At 65.8% G+C, this 18,361-nt stretch carries 12 protein-coding genes; 10 read left to right on the forward strand and 2 right to left on the reverse strand.

Translation table 11 applies throughout. The annotated features are described in order from the left end of the window. Positions 1 to 121: 121 nt before the first annotated feature. From BN2476_RS19555 to BN2476_RS19580, 6 genes are all read left to right on the forward strand, one after another. Complete coding sequence (locus tag BN2476_RS19555; RefSeq protein ID WP_087735966.1) at positions 122 to 628, forward strand: MerR family transcriptional regulator; 507 nt, start codon at positions 122 to 124, stop codon at positions 626 to 628. Further along, the gene (locus BN2476_RS19560; RefSeq protein WP_087735803.1) at positions 625 to 2,181 is read left to right on the forward strand and encodes an MFS transporter; all 1,557 of its coding nucleotides are present in this window, start codon (positions 625 to 627) and stop codon (positions 2,179 to 2,181) included. The genes BN2476_RS19555 and BN2476_RS19560 overlap by 4 nt, the downstream gene beginning before the upstream one ends. Before the next feature lie 51 nt (positions 2,182 to 2,232). After that, positions 2,233 to 3,069, forward strand: coding sequence for a M90 family metallopeptidase (locus BN2476_RS19565; protein ID WP_087735804.1), 837 nt, complete (start codon positions 2,233 to 2,235; stop codon positions 3,067 to 3,069). Between the two features lie 170 nt (positions 3,070 to 3,239). Continuing rightward, positions 3,240 to 3,503 (forward strand): type B 50S ribosomal protein L31, encoded by a 264-nt coding sequence (locus BN2476_RS19570; RefSeq protein WP_008921611.1) that lies wholly within the window; start codon positions 3,240 to 3,242, stop codon positions 3,501 to 3,503. 473 nt (positions 3,504 to 3,976) lie between these two features. Continuing rightward, positions 3,977 to 5,734, forward strand: a complete 1,758-nt coding sequence (locus BN2476_RS19575; protein WP_087735805.1) for an ArnT family glycosyltransferase — start codon at positions 3,977 to 3,979, stop codon at positions 5,732 to 5,734. 2 nt (positions 5,735 to 5,736) lie between these two features. Next, positions 5,737 to 7,116 carry an MATE family efflux transporter gene (locus BN2476_RS19580; RefSeq protein ID WP_087735967.1) on the forward strand — a complete coding sequence of 460 codons (1,380 nt, stop codon included), beginning with the start codon at positions 5,737 to 5,739 and terminating at the stop codon, positions 7,114 to 7,116. A gap of 262 nt (positions 7,117 to 7,378) precedes the next feature. On the opposite strand, the gene BN2476_RS19585 is transcribed toward BN2476_RS19580, so the two are convergent. Both BN2476_RS19585 and BN2476_RS19590 read right to left on the reverse strand, forming a co-directional pair. Next, the gene (locus BN2476_RS19585; protein ID WP_087735806.1) at positions 7,379 to 7,816 is read right to left on the reverse strand and encodes a carboxymuconolactone decarboxylase family protein; all 438 of its coding nucleotides are present in this window, start codon (positions 7,814 to 7,816) and stop codon (positions 7,379 to 7,381) included. 9 nt (positions 7,817 to 7,825) lie between these two features. Next, the gene (locus BN2476_RS19590) at positions 7,826 to 8,233 is read right to left on the reverse strand and encodes a MerR family transcriptional regulator (protein WP_087735807.1); all 408 of its coding nucleotides are present in this window, start codon (positions 8,231 to 8,233) and stop codon (positions 7,826 to 7,828) included. A 166-nt stretch (positions 8,234 to 8,399) separates the two neighbouring features. On the opposite strand from BN2476_RS19590, the gene BN2476_RS19595 reads away from it, so the two are divergent. From BN2476_RS19595 to BN2476_RS19610, 4 genes are all read left to right on the forward strand, one after another. Beyond that, complete coding sequence (locus BN2476_RS19595) at positions 8,400 to 14,462, forward strand: alpha-2-macroglobulin family protein (RefSeq protein WP_087735808.1); 6,063 nt, start codon at positions 8,400 to 8,402, stop codon at positions 14,460 to 14,462. Positions 14,463 to 14,496: 34 nt separating this feature from the next. After that, complete coding sequence (pbpC, locus tag BN2476_RS19600; RefSeq protein WP_173819643.1) at positions 14,497 to 16,899, forward strand: penicillin-binding protein 1C; 2,403 nt, start codon at positions 14,497 to 14,499, stop codon at positions 16,897 to 16,899. 224 nt (positions 16,900 to 17,123) lie between these two features. Further along, a complete protein-coding gene (locus BN2476_RS19605; protein ID WP_087735969.1) occupies positions 17,124 to 17,696 on the forward strand; it encodes a ComEA family DNA-binding protein in 573 nt (190 codons plus the stop codon). A gap of 168 nt (positions 17,697 to 17,864) precedes the next feature. Continuing rightward, positions 17,865 to 18,311 carry a YidB family protein gene (locus BN2476_RS19610; RefSeq protein WP_087735809.1) on the forward strand — a complete coding sequence of 149 codons (447 nt, stop codon included), beginning with the start codon at positions 17,865 to 17,867 and terminating at the stop codon, positions 18,309 to 18,311. Positions 18,312 to 18,361 lie beyond the last annotated feature (50 nt).

Consider the following 18,361-nt stretch of genomic DNA (forward strand, 5'->3'; position numbering starts at 1 on the left):
GCCTGCCATCGCGCAGGCGTTTTTTTCGTCCGTACGTTCTGTGATCAACGCGCAATCATGTACGTGAACGTACACGTTGATCTATAATGCTCGCATCACGCCCGACATGTGGAGCATCGCCATGCCGAACGACGACTCCCCCACTCTGCTGACTGTGCGCGACGCCGCCGAACGTCTGAACGTCACGCCGCGCACCCTCAAGTATTACGAAGAACGCGGCCTCGTCACGCCCAGCCGCAGCGAAGGCCGCTATCGCCTGTATGACGAAGACGACCTCGAGCGCTTTTCGCGCATCCTGCGCCTGCGCGCTCTGGGCTTCTCGCTGGCGGGCATCACGGAAATGCTGAAACGCCCGCTCGAAACGACGGAAGGCGGACGCAACCGCTACTCGATGGACTCGTTGCAGCAGATTCGCGACGGCCTTGCACAACAGATCGAATCAATCGATGCGCGCATCGAATCCGTGCGGCGCGAACTGAAAGAAGTGCAGAAGCTCAAGTCCGAACTCGCCGACGACCTCAATTACGTCGAGCGGCGTCTCGCCGGCGAAAGCGCCGATGAGCTGATCAGTCAGCGCCGCGCCGCGGCCGCCACCAAACGTGCCGGGAGCAAGGGCACGAAAGCATGAATGCAGGCTTACTGCGCGCGCAGATCTTCAGCGCGGAGAAACTGCGCGGCGATTTCTTCCCGTGGGTGCTGGCCGTCGTCACCGGCCTCGATTACTTCGACAACGCAATCTTTTCGTTCTTCGCCAGCTACATCGCGGGCGGCGTCAACGCTTCGCCGGACGAACTGGTGTGGTCGTCGAGCGCATATGCCGTCGCGGCCGTGCTCGGCATCCTCCAGCAGCAATGGTGGGTCGACCGCGTCGGCTACCGGCGCTACGTGGCCGGCTGCATGCTGCTCTATGCGGCGGGCGCCGTCGCGGCGGCGCTGTGCGATACGTCGTTCGGCCTGCTGTTCGCGCGCGGCTTTCAAGGCTATTTCATCGGCCCGATGATGGGCACGTGCCGCATCCTCATTCAACGGAGCTTCACGCCGCAGCGGCGTCCAGCCGCAACGCGCGCCTTCCTGATTCTGATCGTGCTGTGCAGCGCGCTCGCGCCGCTCGTCGGCGGACAGCTGGTCGCGCATTTCACGTGGCGCGCGCTCTTCGCGTGCACCGCGCCGTTCGGCGTGCTGTTCGCCGTGCTCGCGATGCTCGCGCTGCCCGACTCCGGCGGCCGCACGCCGGAGGAACGCGGCGCGACCCACTTCTGGCCATACATCATCTTCGCGTTCGCGCAAGGCGCGCTGCAGATCGTGATGCAGCAGGTGCGCTTTCAGCTCTTCAGCACATCGCCGAATCTGCTGATTCTGACCGCGGCGGGCATCGCGGCGCTTGCGTGGTTCGTCTGGCATCAATGGCATCATCCGTCGCCGCTCGTGCGGCTGCACGCGTTGCGCGAAAAGACCTTCCAGGTCGGGCTCGTGCTGTACATGTTCTACTACTACGAATCGACGGCGTTCAGCTATCTGATCTCGCGCTTTCTCGAAACCGGCCTCGGCTATCCGGTCGAGAACACGGGCCAGCTGGTCGGCGTCACGTCGCTGATTTCGGCGACGGCGCTCTTCGCGTATCTGCGCTACGCGAAACTGCTGCCGCGCAAGAAATGGATCATCGTGCCGGGCTTCGCGGTGGCGGCGTTCGCGGCCGCGTGGATGACGCGCATGTCGCCCGCCGTCGGCGAAGCAGCGTTGATCGTGCCGCTTCTGCTGCGGGGCTTGCTGCTGCTCTTCATCGTGCTGCCCGTCGCGAATCTGACGTTTAGAATCTTCGCCATCGAGGAGTTCTCGCACGGCTACCGGCTGAAGAACATCGTCCGGCAACTGACGATTTCATTCGCGACGGCATCGGTGATCATCGTCGAGCAGCATCGTCAGGCGTTGCATCAGACGCGGCTCGCCGAGTTCGCGAATCCGTACAATCCGGCTTTCGAGAATACGATCGCGGCGCTCGCGCACGGCTTCGCGGCGGCCGGCCGCTCCGCCGCCGACGCGCATGCACTGGCCGTCGTCGAGGTGAGCCGGATGGTCGCGCAACAGGCGAGCTTTCTCGCGTCGCTCGACGGCTTTTACTTTCTGATCGGCGTGGCCGTATGCGGCGGCATTTTCGCCGCATGGCAAAAGCAGATCGATTAGATTCATATCGGTAACGCTAGCGAAAACGGGCAACTGCGAGGCAACTGCGCGATGCTTTCGAAATTCACTCAATGGCTCGACACGCGCCGCCGCGATCGCGCGCTGCGCACCCACGCGATCGACGACGCGCTCTGGCGGGCGACGCTCGATGGCCTGCCGTTCCTCACGCGTCTCGGCGCCGCCGACCTCGCGCGCCTGCGCGACATGACGAGCCTCTTCATCGCGCAAAAGGAGTTCTCGACCGCGCACGATCTCGAGCTGACGGATCAGATCACCGTCGCGATCGCCGTGCAGGCGTGCCTGCCCGTGCTGAATCTCGGGCTCGATCTGTATCGCGGCTGGGTCGGCGTGATCGTCTATCCGGGCGAGTTCGTGATCCGCAAGACCGTCGAAGACGAGGACGGCGTCGTCCATGAAGTCGAGCACGATGCGAGCGGCGAAGCGTGGGAAGGCGGCCCCGTGATCCTGTCATGGGAAGACGCGCAGATGACGGACGGCTCGGATGCGTACAACGTCGTGATTCACGAGTTCGCGCACAAGATCGACATGGTGACTGGCGAAGCCGATGGCCACCCACCCCTCTTTCGCAAGCTGCATGCGCCGCTCGATTCCGCGCAGTGGGCGGACGTGTTCGACCACGCGTACGACCAGTTCTGCGCGAAGGTGGATGCCGTGCCGGAGCGGCGCTGGGCGCGCTTCGAACGCGAATCGCTGATCGATCCGTACGCCGCCGACCATCCATCGGAATTTTTTGCCGTGTGCAGCGAAGCGCTGTTCGTGAAGCCGCACGAGTTCGAGGCGGAATATCCTGAGCTTTACCGGCTGCTCGCCCGCTACTACCGACAGGACCCGGCGCAAACGGGCGCGCTCGGGCAAACGGACGCGTAGCGCATCGCAAGAAGCGGGCAGCCGTCGAAGCCTGCGAAAAAACCTCCACGAACCTCGTCAAACGACTGATTTTCTGGCATAATTGCCGTTTTTCGACCTTAGGCAAGTGGCTCGCGGTTGCGGAGTTCTCCGGCTCCCGGGTTGGCTACCGCCAGATTAAAGGAAAGACCATGAAAGAAGGCATTCACCCGAATTACCGCGAAGTCCTGTTCGTCGATATGTCGAACGACTTCAAGTTCGTGACGCGCTCGACCATCCAGACGCGTGAAACGGCCGAATTCAACGGCAAGACGTACCCGCTGGCGAAGATCGAAGTCTCGTCGGAATCGCACCCGTTCTACACGGGCCAGCAGAAGATCATGGACACGGCAGGCCGCGTCGAGAAGTTCAACAAGAAGTTCGGCGCCCGCGCTTCGGGCAAGGCCGCGAAGTAAGCAGCAGTGCAGTACACGTTGCAGGCCCCGACTCCCGTCCGGGCCGCTACGATGCAAGAGGGGCAGCGCAAGCTGCCCTTTTTTGTCGGCGGAAGGTTTTTGTTGGGCTGAGTCGTGCTCGCTTGCCGCATGCCTCCGCTTCGCCCGATACGGCATTGCGCCGCGTTGCATGCGGGTTGCATGCGGGTTTCATCCATTGCTTTCGATGCCTGCACGCCGCAACGGCACACTCGGCGCCACGGCAGACTTCGAAGCAAAGCCCGCCTGACGCCCTCCGCAACACCCGCCCGGTCCACGCCGAACGCCGCCCTGAAAGCCCGCTTCGCCGCCCTGCTGCCATCCGCCGCGTCGAAGTGCGTTTGTGACGGGCACCGTGCCGCGCGTCTACAATGCCGCATGCTGATTCAGAGACGCCTCCTGCGCTCCATCAATAACTCACGGCTGCCGCCCGGTCAGCCTCACACGAACACCGCATGAGATCTGTCGTTCGCCTCACTGCCTCCGCCACCAGCGCGCTGCCGCGCTGGCTGCTGCTCACCATCTGCGTCGTGTACGCGTCGTTTGGCCTGTTCGGCCGCGACCCGTGGAAGACGGAAGACGCAGCCGGCTTCGGCGTCATGTGGACGATGGCCAACGGCACGCTGCGCGACTGGATGCTGCCCAATCTCGTCGGCAAGTACATCACGTCGGATGCGCCGCTCGGCTACTGGCTCGGCGCGAGCGCGATCCGCGTGCTGGACCCGCTTGTCGACGCAAGCAACGCATCGCGTGTGTTCACGGGCCTGCTGTTCTGCGCGGCTTGCGCGTTCGTCTGGTACGCGGCCTATCTGCTCGGCCGCCGGCCCGAGGTGCAGCCGTTCAAGTACGCATTCGGCGGCGAACCGGAGCCGCGCGACTACGGCCGCACGCTCGGCGACGGCGCGCTGCTGGTCCTGCTCGCGATCTTCGGCCTCGCCGAGCGCGGCCACGAAACGACGCCGCAGATCGCGCAATTCGTCTGCATCGCGATGCTCGTCTACGGCCTCGTGCGGATGATCGACAAGCCCGTCCAGGGCGCGCTGATCTGGGGCTGCGCGATCGGCCTCGTCGCGCTGACGAGCAATCCCGTGCTGGTGGGCGCGCTGCTCGTCGGCACGTTCGCGATGCTGATCATCGTGCACGAAACGCACTGGCGCACGCTGATGCTCGCGGGTCTGCCCGTCGCGCTCGTGCTTTCGGTCGTGTGGCCGCTCACGGCGATCGCGCTCTTCCCCGACGACGCCGTCTGGTTCCTTCACCAGTGGATGCGCACCAGCCTGCACGCGTTCGCCGGCCCGTACGGCTCGACGCTGCTGTATGCCATCAAGAACCTCCCGCTCTACGCGTGGCCCGCGTGGCCGCTCGCGATCTGGGCGTGGTTCAGCTGGGCGGGGCTGCGGCGCGCGCCGCACATCGCGATTCCGCTGGCGGTGATCGCGCCGCTGCTGATTCTCGTCGTGCTGCAAAGCCAGGGGACGAACCGCCTTTTCATGCTGCTGATGCCCGCGCTCGCGGTGATCGCCGCATTCGCGCTGCCGACGCTCAAGCGCGGCGCGATCAACGCAATCGACTGGTTCGCCGTGCTGAGCTTCACGGTGCTCGGCACGTTCGTGTGGCTCGTGTGGCTCGCGGGCATGACGGGCTTTCCGCATCAGCTCGCGCGCAATCTCGCGCGGCTCGCGCCGGGCTTCACGCCTCAGTTCAAGATCCTGTCGTTCCTGTGCGCGGTGGCCGTGACGCTCTGCTGGTTCGCGCTCGTGCAGTGGCGCGTCGCGCGCCATCCGAAGGTGCTGTGGCGCAGCGTCGTGCTGTCGAGCGCGGGCACGACGCTGATGTGGGTGCTGCTGATGACCCTCTGGCTGCCCGTCGTCAACTACAGCCGGACGTACAAGGACGTGGCCGAGCAGATCTCCGCGCACCTGCCGTCCGACTACAACTGCATTGCGCCCGTGCGTCTCGGCGACGCGCAGATCGCGACGTTCGCGTATTTCGGCGACATGCATTTTTCGTTCGATGAAGACTGCGACGTGATCCTGCGCCAGGACACACAGGACTTCGGCGAGCCGAGCTCGATGTCGAACTTCGTGTGGAAGCTCGTGTGGGAAGGCCGCCGCGCCGCCGACCGCGACGAACGCTTCCGGCTGTACGTGCGCATCGACCGCCCGCAGCCGCCCGTCAAACGCCACCCATGGCGCCCGAAGAAACGCGGCTGACGATGTTCGCCGATGTGCGGAAAATCGCCGGGCTCGCATGGCCCGTGCTGATCGGCCAGCTGGCGATCATCGCGTTCGGCGTGATCGACACGGCGATGGTCGGCCGCTACTCGGCGACGGATCTGGCCGCGCTCGGCCTCGGCTCGTCGATCTACATCTCCGTGTATATCGGACTGACGGGCATTCTGACGGCATTGCAGCCGATTGCGGGCCAGTTGTACGGCGCCGCACGCTACGACGAGATCGGCGAGGAAGTGCGCCAGGCGCTGTGGCTTGCGTTCGCGCTCGCTGTCATCGGCTTCCTGATTCTCTACTTCCCTCGCCCGCTGCTGCAGCTTGCGCGCGCGCCCGAGGCGCTGCGCGAGCGCACCGTGTCGTACCTGCAGATAGTCGCGTTCGGCTTGCCGGCGAGCCTTGCGTTTCGCGTCTATAGCTCGCTGACGAATGCCGTCGGCCAGCCCCGGCTCGTGATGATTCTGCAGATTGGCGCGCTGATGCTGAAGCTGCCGCTCAACACATGGCTGATCTTCGGCGGACTCGGCGTGCCGGCGCTCGGCGGCCCAGGCTGCGCGCTCGCCAGCACGCTGATCAACTGGGCGCTCGCCGTCGTCGGCATGCTGGCGATGACGAAGCTCGACGTATTCCGGCCATTCGCGATTTTCGCGCACTTCTGCCGGCCCGTATGGCGCCGTCAGGCCGCGCAACTAAAGCTCGGCATTCCGATGGGCCTTTCCTATCTGATCGAGGTCACGTCGTACACGTTCATGGCGCTCTTCATCGCGCGTTTCGGCACAACCACGCTGGCCGGGCATCAGATCGCGGGCAACATCGGCGCCGTGCTGTACATGACGCCGCTGTCGATCGGCATCGCGACGTCGACGCTCGTCGCCCAGGCGCTCGGCGCGCATCGCTATGAAGCGGCGCGCACGCTCGCGCGGCACGGCATCGCGATGGCCGTCGCGATTGCGTGCGGCTACGGCGTAATCGTGCTCGCGCTGCGTCCGCTGATCATCGCGGGCTATACGCCGGATGCGCGGGTTGTGGCGGCGGCGATGCCGCTGGTGCTGATCGTCGTCTTCTACCATCTCTGCGATGCGCTGCAGATTACGTCGGCCTTCGTGCTGCGCGCGTATCGCGTCGCGGTCGTGCCGACCGTTATCTACGCGGTCGCGTTGTGGGGCGTCGGACTGGGCGGCGGCTATGCGCTCGGCTTCGACGTCGGCGGATGGGTGCCCGCATCGTTCACGGGCGCACGCGGCTTCTGGCTCGCGAACACGGCGAGCCTGGCGATTGCGGGCGTCGGTCTCGCGTTCTATCTGCGCTGGATCAGCAAGCAGTCGGTGCGGATGGGCGCGCAGATGCAGGCCGATAGCGCGGCCTGAACGGCCAGGCGCTTTTCATGCTGGTGGCATGCGCATCGATCGGTGTTCAGATGCGCTGGTGCGGTCCGCTTGCTCGTGCTCGCGGCCGCCTTCGACAAAGCAGTATGCCGCGATCGCCGGAAGCAACGGCATCCCTCTAGAGACAAAGCCTCAGGTGCACGCCGCTCACGCCCTGTGGATGTGAGCAGCAAAAACAGACCGTTAGTTGCACCTTAATCCTTCCATGAACCCGCGATCGTCGCAGTTATCGCGCAGACATCGTCTACGCAGCCGCCTCTTCCTCGTCGCGCTGCGCGAACACTTCACGCGCCGCGAACAACGCATTCAACGCCGCCGGAAAGCCCGCATACACGGCCATCTGCATGAACACCTCGACAATCTCATCGCGCGTGCATCCGACATTGAGCGCCGCCTCGATGTGCACCTTCAGTTGCGGCTGCGCATTGCCGAGCGCGGCCAATGCGGCGATCGTCGCGATCTCGCGCGCGCGCAGGTCCAGTTGCGGACGGCTGTACACATCGCCGAACGGAAACTCGATCAGCAGCCGCGCGAATTCGGGCGCAACCGGTGCGAGCGACGCGATCACCTTCTCCCCCGCCGTTCCGTCGATTTCCTTCAGCTTCTCCCAGCCGCGCGCATAGCGATCGCCGCGTGCTTTGTCCTGTGCTTGTTCTTGTGCCTTTGCATGTGCGTGGTTCATTGCGAGTCCTCAATCAAGTCGTGCGTTTCCGATATGTCCTGCCGATGCCGCCTCACGCTCGACCGCCTCATAGACCGCGATCTTGTCGGTGATCGCGGCGAGATTGGTCTGCAGCTCCGCGATGCGCGCCAGCACGGCCTCGCGATGCTCGATCAGCATCTCGCGCCGCGCGCCGATCGTCGCATCGCCTTCGGCGCGCAGCGCGGCGAACGCCTGCATGCCCGCGATCGGCATCCCCGTCGCTTTCAGGCGCATCACGAAGCGCAGCCAATCGAGATCGGCGGGCGAATAAAGACGATGGCCCGCGTCCGTGCGGCCGACCGGGAGCAACAACCCGGCCTGCTCGTAGTAGCGCAGCGTATGCGCGGAGACGCCGCTCGTCGCGGCGACCTGACCGATGGTGAGAGCTTTCGACATGACGGAACTCAGGTTAGGACTTCGAGTGAACTCTAAGTCAAGCACGATCTGTTGATCGACAAAATTCAACGAAATCCTACAGCGCATCCAGGCTGAAACGACGGGTGCATCGGCTAGAATCGGCGGGCGGCAATCCGAAAGAAAAACGAAACCGGGAGCGCAGTCGATGCATAGCGGCACCATCAAACGTCAATGGATAGGGGCGGTCGCGACGGCTGTGGCGCTCGGCCTTCTGGCCACGCTCGCATGGCGAGCCGATGCAGCCCGCATCACGCAGGTTTCGCCGCAAGGCAAGGTCGCGCAGGTGCGCCAGGTCGTCGTCAAGTTCGACGAATCGATGGTCGCGTTCGGCGCGCCGAATCTGCCCGCGCCCGCGCGCATCAAGTGCGGCGACGCGTCCGCGAGCGCCGGCCAGCCGCGCTGGATCGACGACAAAACCTGGGCCTGGGATTTCGCCGCCGATCTGCCGCCAGGCGTCGCATGTTCCGTCGATCTGAACGACGGCTTGAAATCGTCGGCGGGCCATGCGCTGACGGGCCCGCGCCATTACGCGTTCGAAACGGGCGGCCCGTTCGTGCAGAGCATCGAGCCGTATGGCGGCGAAATCGAAGAAGACCAGGCGTTCGTCGTCCGTTTGAACGGACCGGCGACGGAGGCCTCCGTCAGTCAGAACGTGTGGTGCGAATCGAGCGGACTCGGCAACCGCATTCCCGTCAGGAACGTCGACGCCGCCACGCGCACGGCGCTGCTCAAGCGCTTCAGGCTGCAAAAGGAAGCGGCGCGCGTGCTGACGCTGCAATGCCAGCAGGCGCTGCCGTCGGGCGCGAAGGCGCAGTTCGTCTATGGCAAGGGCGTCGCGAGCCCGAGCGGTATTGTCAACGACGTCGAGCGACGCTTCGACTTCACCGTGCGCGAGCCGTTCGCCGCCAGCTTCAGCTGCGAACGCGAGAACGCGAAGGCGCCCTGCACGCCGTTGCGTCCGCTGCGCGTGCAGTTCAATGCGCCCATCCTGCGCGCCGATGCCGAAAAGATCCGCCTCAAGGGACCGAACGGCGAGATCAAGCCATCGTTCTCCGCCGACGACAAGGACCCGCAGACCACGACCGTCGAATTCGCCGCGCCGCTGCCCGAGCGCGCCGAGCTGGCCATCGACATTCCGTCGAATCTGAAGGACGCAAGCGGCCGCGCGCTGACTAACGCGGACCTGTTTCCGCTCAAGACAAACACCGCCCCGCTGCCGCCGCTCGCGAAGTTTTCGTCGGGTACGTTCGGCATCATCGAGCGCTTCGCGGAACCCGACATGCCCGCGCTCGTGCCCGTCACGCTGCGCAACGTCGAGGCCGACCTGCATATCGCCGGACTCAACGCGGGCAACGCGCAGTTCACGAAGCTGCGCGTCGACGCCGATAGCGACATCCGGCGCTGGATGCGCAACGTCGACCGCTTCGACGGCTTCATGATGGATCGCCAGTCGATCGATCAGCAGATGCCGCAACTGCTCGCGCACAATCCGCATCCCGTGATCGTGCCGCGCAATACCCAAGACGCCGACCCGGCCGAAGACCGCAAGAATCCGCTGATCGACGTGCGCTCGCTGTCGCTGCTCGCCGGCGAGCCGAAGGTCGAGACGCTCGCGCTGCCGAAGGCCGATCCGAAAACGCTGCGTCCGTTCGAAGTGGTCGGCGTGCCGGTGACGAAGCCCGGTTTCTATGTGATTGAACTCGCGTCGCCCGCGCTCGGTGCTTCGCTGCTCGGCAAGCACGCGCCGATGTACGCGCGCACGGCCGTGCTCGTCACGAATCTCGGCGTGCACTTCAAGCAGGGCCGCGAGAACAGCGTCGTGTGGGTGACGACGCTCGACAAGGGCCAGCCCGTGCCGAACGCGGACGTGCACGTGAGCGACTGCAACGGCGACGAAGTCGCGTCGGGCAAGACCGATGCGCACGGCGTGCTGACGATCAGCCGGTCGCTGGCCTCGCGCCGCGAATGCAACGAAGACGGTTTCGAAGGCTTCTTCGTGTCCGCGCGCATCGACGATCCGAAGACGGGTCAAGACATGGCGTTCGTGCGCTCCGACTGGAACCAGGGCATCGAAGCGTGGCGCTTCAACGTGCCGACAGATACGAGCGTCGAACAGACCGTGCGCGCGCATACCGTGTTCGACCGGACGCTGCTGCGCGCGGGCGAAACGGTGTCGATGAAGCATATGATCCGCATCGAGACGATGCACGGCATCACGTTCCCGAAGGCGTATCCGGCGCGCGTGACGTTCCGCCATCTCGGCAGCGGACAGACGTGGCACATGCCGCTCAAATGGGCCGCCGATCACACGGCCGATTCGACCTTCGCGATTCCCGCATCGGCCAAGCTCGGCGAGTACAGTGTGTCGCTCGACGACGGCGATGCCGCCACGGCCTCCGCCGAAAGCACGACTGAAAACAACGACGACAGCGACGCCAACGACACCGCCACGCCGCGCCACAGCTATCCATCCGGCAGCTTTCGCGTCGAGGAGTTCCGCCTGCCCGTGTTCAAAGGCACGATCGCCGTGCGCGATGCGAAGACGCAACCGCTCGTCGCCGCGAAGGAAGCGCCGCTCGCATTGCAGATCGACTATATGTCGGGCGGCGGCGCGTCGGGTTTGCCCGTGCAGGTATCGGCGTTGGTGAAGAACACGACGCCCGCGTTCGCCGGCACTTATCCGGAATTCAGCTTTGCGCCATACAGGAAGCACAACGAGAGCGGCGAATCGACATCTTCGGATGACGAAGAAAGCGAGCCGCAATCCGATGACGACACATCGAAGCTGATCGCCGACAAGGAACCCGTCACGCTCGACCGCAACGGCGCAGGCAGCCTGACGCTGAAGAACCTGCCGCATGTCGATGCGCCGAAGCGCCTTGCGCTCGAAGCGACCTTCGCCGATCCGAACGGCGAAGTGCAGACAATCAGCGGCGATGCGACGTTGTGGCCCGCCGCCGTCGTCGCGGGGGTGAAGTCGGGGCAATGGGTATCGGTGGGTAGCACCGTGCCCGTGAAGGCGCTCGCCGTCGATCTGCAAGGCAAGCCGCGCGCGGGCGTGCCGCTCGACGTGCGCGGCATCGCGCGCATCACGATCACGTCGAGAAAGCGCATGGTCGGCGGCTTCTACGCATACGACAACCACATCGAAACAAAAGACCTCGGCACGCTGTGCAGCGGCAAGAGCGACGACCACGGCCTGATGAACTGCGACGCGAAGCTCAAGGAAGCGGGCAACGTCGATCTCGTCGTGACGGCGAAGGACGGCGACGGCAATCTGTCGACGGCGGCGACCTCCGTCTGGGTCACGCGCGAAGAGGACCTGTGGTTCGGCGGCGAAAACACCGACCGCATCGACGTGCTGCCCGAAAAGACGGCTTACGAGCCGGGCGAGACGGCGCGCTTCCAGGTGCGCATGCCCTTCCGTTTTGCGACCGCGCTCGTCGCCGTCGAACGCGAAGGCATCGTCGAGACGCATGTCGTGAAGCTGGACGGCAAGGACCCGACCGTCGAGCTGAAAGTGAACGAAGCGTGGGGGCCGAACGTGTATGTGTCGGTGCTCGCGCTGCGCGGGCGCATCCGCGAAGTGCCGTGGTACTCGTTCTTCACGTGGGGCTGGAAGGCGCCGCTCGAATGGGCGCGCGCGTTCTGGTACGAAGGCCGCTACTACGAAGCGCCGACGCCGCTCGTCGATCTGTCGAAGCCCGCGTTCCGCTATGGCCTCGCCGAAATCAAGGTCGGCACTGCGGCGCACAGGCTCGCGGTCACGGTGACGCCCGATGCGAAGTTGTACACCGTGCGCGGCAAGGCGCATGTGAAGCTGCGCGTGCAGATGCCGGGCGGCAAGCCCGCGCCGGCCGGCACGCAGATCGCCGTCGCGGCCGTCGATGAAGCGCTGCTCGAACTGATGCCGAACAACAGCTGGGACGTGCTCGATGCGATGTTGCAACGGCGTGCTTACGGCGTCGAAACGGCGACCGCGCAGATGGAGATCGTCGGCCGCCGACACTTCGGGCGCAAGGCGGTGCCCGCGGGCGGCGGCGGTGGACACAGCGCGCAGCGCGAGCTGTTCGACACGCTGCTGCTGTGGAATCCGCGCGTGACGCTTGACGCCAACGGCGACGCCTTCGTCGACGTGCCGCTCAACGATTCGCTGACGAGCTTTCGCATCGTCGCGATTGCGGCTGTCGGCGACGGCCAGTTCGGCACGGGCAGCACGTCGATTCGCAGCACGCAGGATCTGCAGTTGATCTCCGGCCTGCCGCCGCTCGTGCGCGAAGGCGATCAGTTCCGCGCGCAATTCACCGTGCGCAACACGACGACGCGCGCAATGAAAGTCGTCGTCACGCCGAACGTGCCGGGGCTGTCGTTGCAGCCGCAAACGGTCGACGTCGCAGCGGACTCGGCCCGCGAAGTCGCATGGACGGTGACGCCGCCCGATGGCCTGTCCGAAGCTGCCTCCGCTGCGCTCGCGTGGAGCGTCGGCGCGACGGAGCAAGGTGCGCCGCACGCTACGGACGCGCTGAAAGTCACGCAGCGCGTGACGGCCGCCATTCCCGTCACCGTTCAGCAGGCGACACTCACGCAAATCGACGGCTCGTTCTCGCTGCCCGTCGCCGCGCCGCCCGACGCGACAATGACGCAAGCGGGCGCGCTGCGCGGCGGCATCGCGATATCGCTGCAATCGAAGCTCTCCGACGGCATGCCCGGCGTGCGCCGCTGGTTCGAGCGCTATCCGTATGGCTGCCTCGAACAGCAGACGTCCGTAGCACTCGGCTTGCGTGATCCGGCGCGCTGGCAGGCCGTCGTCGCGCGCATGCCCGTCTATCTGGACAAGGACGGCCTCGCGAACTACTTCCCGCCCTCCGACGACAGCGGCAACACGGGCAGCACGGCGCTCACCGCGTATCTGCTGTCCGTCACCGACGAAGCCGCGAAGCTCGATCCGCGATTCGCGTTGCCCGACGACCTTCGGGCGAAGCTCGAAGGCGGGCTCGTGAATTTCGTCGAAGGCCGGCTCGCGCGCGATGTCTGGGCGCCGCGCAAGGATCTCGACCTGCGCAAGCTCGCCGCGCTCGAAGCGTTGTCGCGTCATGGCGCGGCGCGCTCCAGCATGCTCGGCTCGATCGAAATCGCGCCGAACCAGTGGCCGACGTCGGCGGTGCTCGACTACTACGCGGTGCTGTCGCGCGTGAAGGACATTCCCCGACGCGAAGAAAAGCTCGCGCAAGCCGAGCAGATCATCCGCTCGCGGCTCACGTACCAGGGCACGCGCCTCACGTTCTCGACGGCCGATAACGACGACCTCTGGTGGCTGATGACGGGCACCGAAACGAACGCCGCGCGCACCGCGCTCATGTTCGTCGAGACGCCCGCATGGAAAGACGAGATGCCGCGCCTCGTCGCGGGTCTGCTGGCGTTGCAGAGGAACGGCGCATGGCAGACGACGACGGCGAACCTGTGGGGCTCGATTGCCGTGCAGCGTTTCTCGCAGGTCTTCGAGAGCGTGCCCGTGACGGGGCAGACGAAGCTGCAACTCGGCGCGACGGACAAGGCGATCTCATGGAGCCAGCCCCCTTCCGCTGCCACGAACGATGCGTCCGCGACAGCCGTGACCAAGACGGCTGACACGCGCAGTCAGTTGCTGCCATGGCCGACCGGCGCACGCAGCGCGTCCGTCCCGCTGACGCTCACGCACGACGGCACCGGCAAGCCGTGGGCGACGATCGAGAGCCTCGCCGCCGTCGCGCTGAAAGCGCCGTTCGCCGCAGGCTACAGGATCACGAAGACGGTCACGCCGATCGACCCCGCCGTCAAGGGCGTGAATACGCGCGGCGATATCGTGCGCGTGCATCTCGACATTGACGCGCAGACGGACATGACCTGGGTCGTCGTCAACGACCCCGTGCCCGCGGGCGCGACGATCCTCGGCTCGGGTCTGGGCCGCGATTCGGAAGCGGCGACGCAAGGCGAAAAGTCGAAGGGCTATGCGTGGCCGTCGTTCGTCGAGCGCGGTTTCGACGGGTATCGCGCGTACTACGACTATGTGCCGAAGGGCAAATTCTCGGTCGAGTACACGATACGGCTGAACAACGTCGGCACGTTCGGCCTGCCGCCGACGCGCGTCGAAGCGCTCTATGCGCCGTCGTCGTTCGGCGTGCTGCCGAATGCGCCCGTCGTCGTGAAGCCCGCGGCGGCAGCGAAGTAACGAGGAGCGCATGACGATGGACCGCATGAACGCGATGAGCCGCAATCGCCCGTTGAACGGGCCGTGGCGCATCGCGTCCGCGCGCATCGTGCTGTGCTCGCTGCTGATCGCCACGCCGCTCGCCGCCCACGCGCTGCCGACGTTCGACGATGTCCGCATGCAATGGCGCAGCTCCGACTGGCTGCTGCTGTCGCGCGACGGCGTGCCGCTACAGCGCACGCGCATCGACAATACCGGGCGGCGCGGCGACTGGGTCGCGCTCACGGATGTGTCGCCCGCGCTGCGTGAAGCGATCGTCGTGTCGGAGGACAAGCGCTTTTACGAGCACAGCGGCGTCGACTGGCGCGGCGCAGCGGCGGCGGCGTGGGCGAACCTGTGGAACACGCGCACGCGCGGCGCATCGACGGTCACGATGCAGCTCACGGGTCTGCTCAACGACGACCCGCAGCGCTCCGGACAACGCTCGATCACGCAGAAGGCGAGCCAGGCCGTGAGCGCGCTGTGGCTCGAACGCACGTGGCGCAAGGACCAGATTCTCGAGGCGTATCTGAATCTCGTGCCGTTTCGCGGCGAGACGGTCGGCCTGTCAGCACTGTCGGTCACGCTGTTCGGCAAGGCGCCGTCCGGCCTCGACGAACGCGAAGCCGCCGTTGCCGCCGCGCTGGTCCGCTCGCCGAATGCGTCGTACACGAAGGTCAGCGATCGCGCGTGCCGCATTCTGCGCGACATGAAGGCGCCCGAGCGCTGCGCGAATCTCGCGAGCTTCGTGCAGCTCGCGTTTGCGCGCCCTGCTCCCGCGCTGCTATCGGTATCGGCCGATGCGCCCGTGCTCGCACCGCATTTCGCGCGACGCATCGCGAGCGAAACGCATCCGGCGGCGGGCGCGCGCGTGACGAGCACGCTCGACGCGAAGTTGCAGCGCTTCGCCAGCGACACGCTCACGCGCACGCTCGTCGAGCTCAACGCGCCCGCGCATCCGCGCAATGTGCACGACGGCGCCGTCGTCGTGCTCGATAACGCGACGGGCGAGGTGCTCGCGTGGGTCGGATCGTCGGGTGGACTGTCGGGCGCGCGCGATGTCGATGCCGTTGTCGCGCGCCGCCAGGCGGGCTCGACGCTCAAGCCATTTCTCTACGCGCAGGCCATCGACGAACGGCGGCTCACGACGGCCTCGCTGCTCGACGATGCGCCGCTCGATCTCGCAGCGGGCGGCGGTCTCTATATTCCGCAAAACTACGACAAGGACTTCAAGGGCTGGGTGAGCGTGCGCACGGCGCTCGGCTCGTCGCTGAACGTGCCCGCCGTGCGCACGCTCGTGATGGTCACGCCGCATCGCTTCGCGAAAACGCTCACGGCGCTCGGCCTGCCGCTTTCGCAAAGCGGCGACTACTACGGCTATTCGCTCGCGCTCGGCAGCGCGGACGTGACGCTGCTGTCGCTGACCAATGCGTACCGCGCGCTCGCCAACGGCGGAGTCGCCTCGCCGACCTATGACGTGCCGCGCCATGCGCCTGCATCGATCCTGCATGAGCCTGCCGCGAAGCAACGTGTCTTCACCGCCGATGCGAGCTACATCATCACGACCGTGCTGTCGGACAACAACGCGCGCACGCGCACGTTCGGCTTCGACAGTCCGCTTGCGACGCGCTTCTTTTCCGCCGTCAAGACGGGCACCAGCAAGGACATGCGCGACAACTGGACGATCGGCTACACGTCGCGCTATACGGTCGGCGTGTGGGTCGGCAATGCCGACGGACAGCCGATGTGGGACGTGTCCGGCGTGACGGGCGCCGCGCCGATCTGGGCGGCCATCGTCGGCTATCTGCATCGGCGCGTTCCGAGCGTCGCGCCACGCGCGCCAGCAGGCGTCGTGCAGACGCGCGTGACCTTCGACCAGAACATCGAGCCCGCGCGCAACGAATGGTTCGTGAGCGGCACACAAACGCCCGTTATCGGACTCGCGGCGAATGCCAGCAATACGGAGGGCGCGCGAGCCGTCGCGCGGATGCCGCGCTCGGCGACGCTCGTGCGTGCGTCGAACGGTGCTGGCGTATCGTCATCGAACGGCGCGCCGCGCATCGGCTCGCCGACCGACGGCACGCTCTTCGCGTTCGACCCCGACATCCCCGCCACGCGCCAGCGCATCGTGTTCGAGCGCGCAAGCGGTTCGTCCGCGAGCAGCACCTGGCGTCTCGACGGCCGCTCGCTCGGCCACGACGAACGCGTGCTGTGGCTGCCCCGGCCTGGGCGTCACGTGCTGGAACTCGTTGGCGCGGATGGATCGAGCGTCGATTCCGTGCGTTTCGAAGTGCGCGGCGCGACGGCGCGTAGCCCCGCGAAAGCGGACGCGACGAAAGCTAACACGACCAAAGCGAGCGCAATGGCGCCGGGACCAGCGAGCCCCGGACCGGCTCGATCCCCCATCAAACTCCCCTGACATCCGTACTCGATGCCAGCCCCGCGAGCTGGCAAAAGCTTTAAATTTGGTGCGGCCCGATTGTGTTGTCACGGACGCACCGGTATAAATCGCCCGATTCGCGCAACGTCGCGCGCCGTTCGGCGAAAGAGAACCGTAAATGTTCTATGCTTGAACGCAGTGCTTGCTAACGTGAAAGCATCGTCCGTTCCGGCTACCTGTTTGCCCTCAATGGAGTGATTGCCATGTTGAAAAAGCTGTTAATGCTTTGCGTCGTGCTGATGCTGTCGTTGTCGGCGGGATTTGCGTCCGCCGTCGAAGTCAATACCGCCGACGAGGCGGCACTCGAATCGGTCAAGGGCATCGGCCCCGTCCATGCGAAAGCGATCATCGACGAACGCACGAAGAACGGCCCGTTCAAGGATGCCGACGACCTCGCGAATCGCGTCAAGGGCATCGGCCAGAAGTCGGTGAAGAACCTCGAAGCCGCGGGCCTGACGATCAACGGCTCGTCCGCAGCGCCGACGGGCGCAAGCACCAAGCCCGCCGCGACGACGTCGAAGCCGGCGGCTGCGCCCGCAACCACTGCGCAAACGCCGCCTTCCGCGCCTGCCGAAGCGGCATCGGGCACGAAGGCCTCGAAGTCAAAGAAGAAGAGCAAGGCGGACGCCGCTGCGGCATCCGCGCCCGCTGCTGCGGCGGCATCCGCGCCCGCTGCTGCGGCGGCATCCGCGCCTGCAATGGCGTCGGATACGACCGCCTCGAAGTCGAAGAAATCGAAGAAGAGCAAGGCCGCGTCTGCTGCGTCGGGCGTATAAGGACTCGAATCGTGACGCGCTTCGCTGCGCGTCCGATGGCCTCACTGCTTTACGTCTACGTCTGTCAACACTGTCGGTGCCGCGCTCGCGCGGCGTTTCCGGCGTTTCATTACCCGTCGGCGCACGCTTTCACGAGCGTCGCGCCGGCCTCCACAGAGAGAGATCGTCATGAGCCTACTCGACACCCTCGGTTCCATGCTCGGCGGGGGCAATACGCCCGAAGGCGGCGGCCAGCAGGCGCTGATCGCCGCTGCGCTCGAATTCATCAACAACCAGCCGGGCGGCCTGAACGGGCTGATCCAACGCTTCCAGCAGAACGGCGCGGGCGACATCATCAACTCCTGGGTCAGCAACGGCGAGAACCAGCCGATCGCCGCCGACGCACTGCATAACGTGCTCGGCTCGGACGCCGTGACCAACATCGCATCGAAGGCCGGCGTCGATCCGTCGGCGGTGACGGGCCTGTTGTCGCAAGTGCTGCCGCACGTCGTCAACGCCGCGACGCCGAACGGCGAAGTGCCCGCCGACGGCAAGGTCGACGCGGGCGGCCTCGCGGGCGCACTCGGCTCGCTGGGCGCGCTGGCCGGTCTGTTCGGCGGCAACAAGAGCGCCTGAGCGCGTTACTTCATCTTCGCTTCCGCTTTGCTTCGACGTGCGTAGCGCTT

Source organism: Paraburkholderia piptadeniae (assembly GCF_900007165.1).
Lineage (GTDB): Bacteria > Pseudomonadota > Gammaproteobacteria > Burkholderiales > Burkholderiaceae > Paraburkholderia > Paraburkholderia piptadeniae.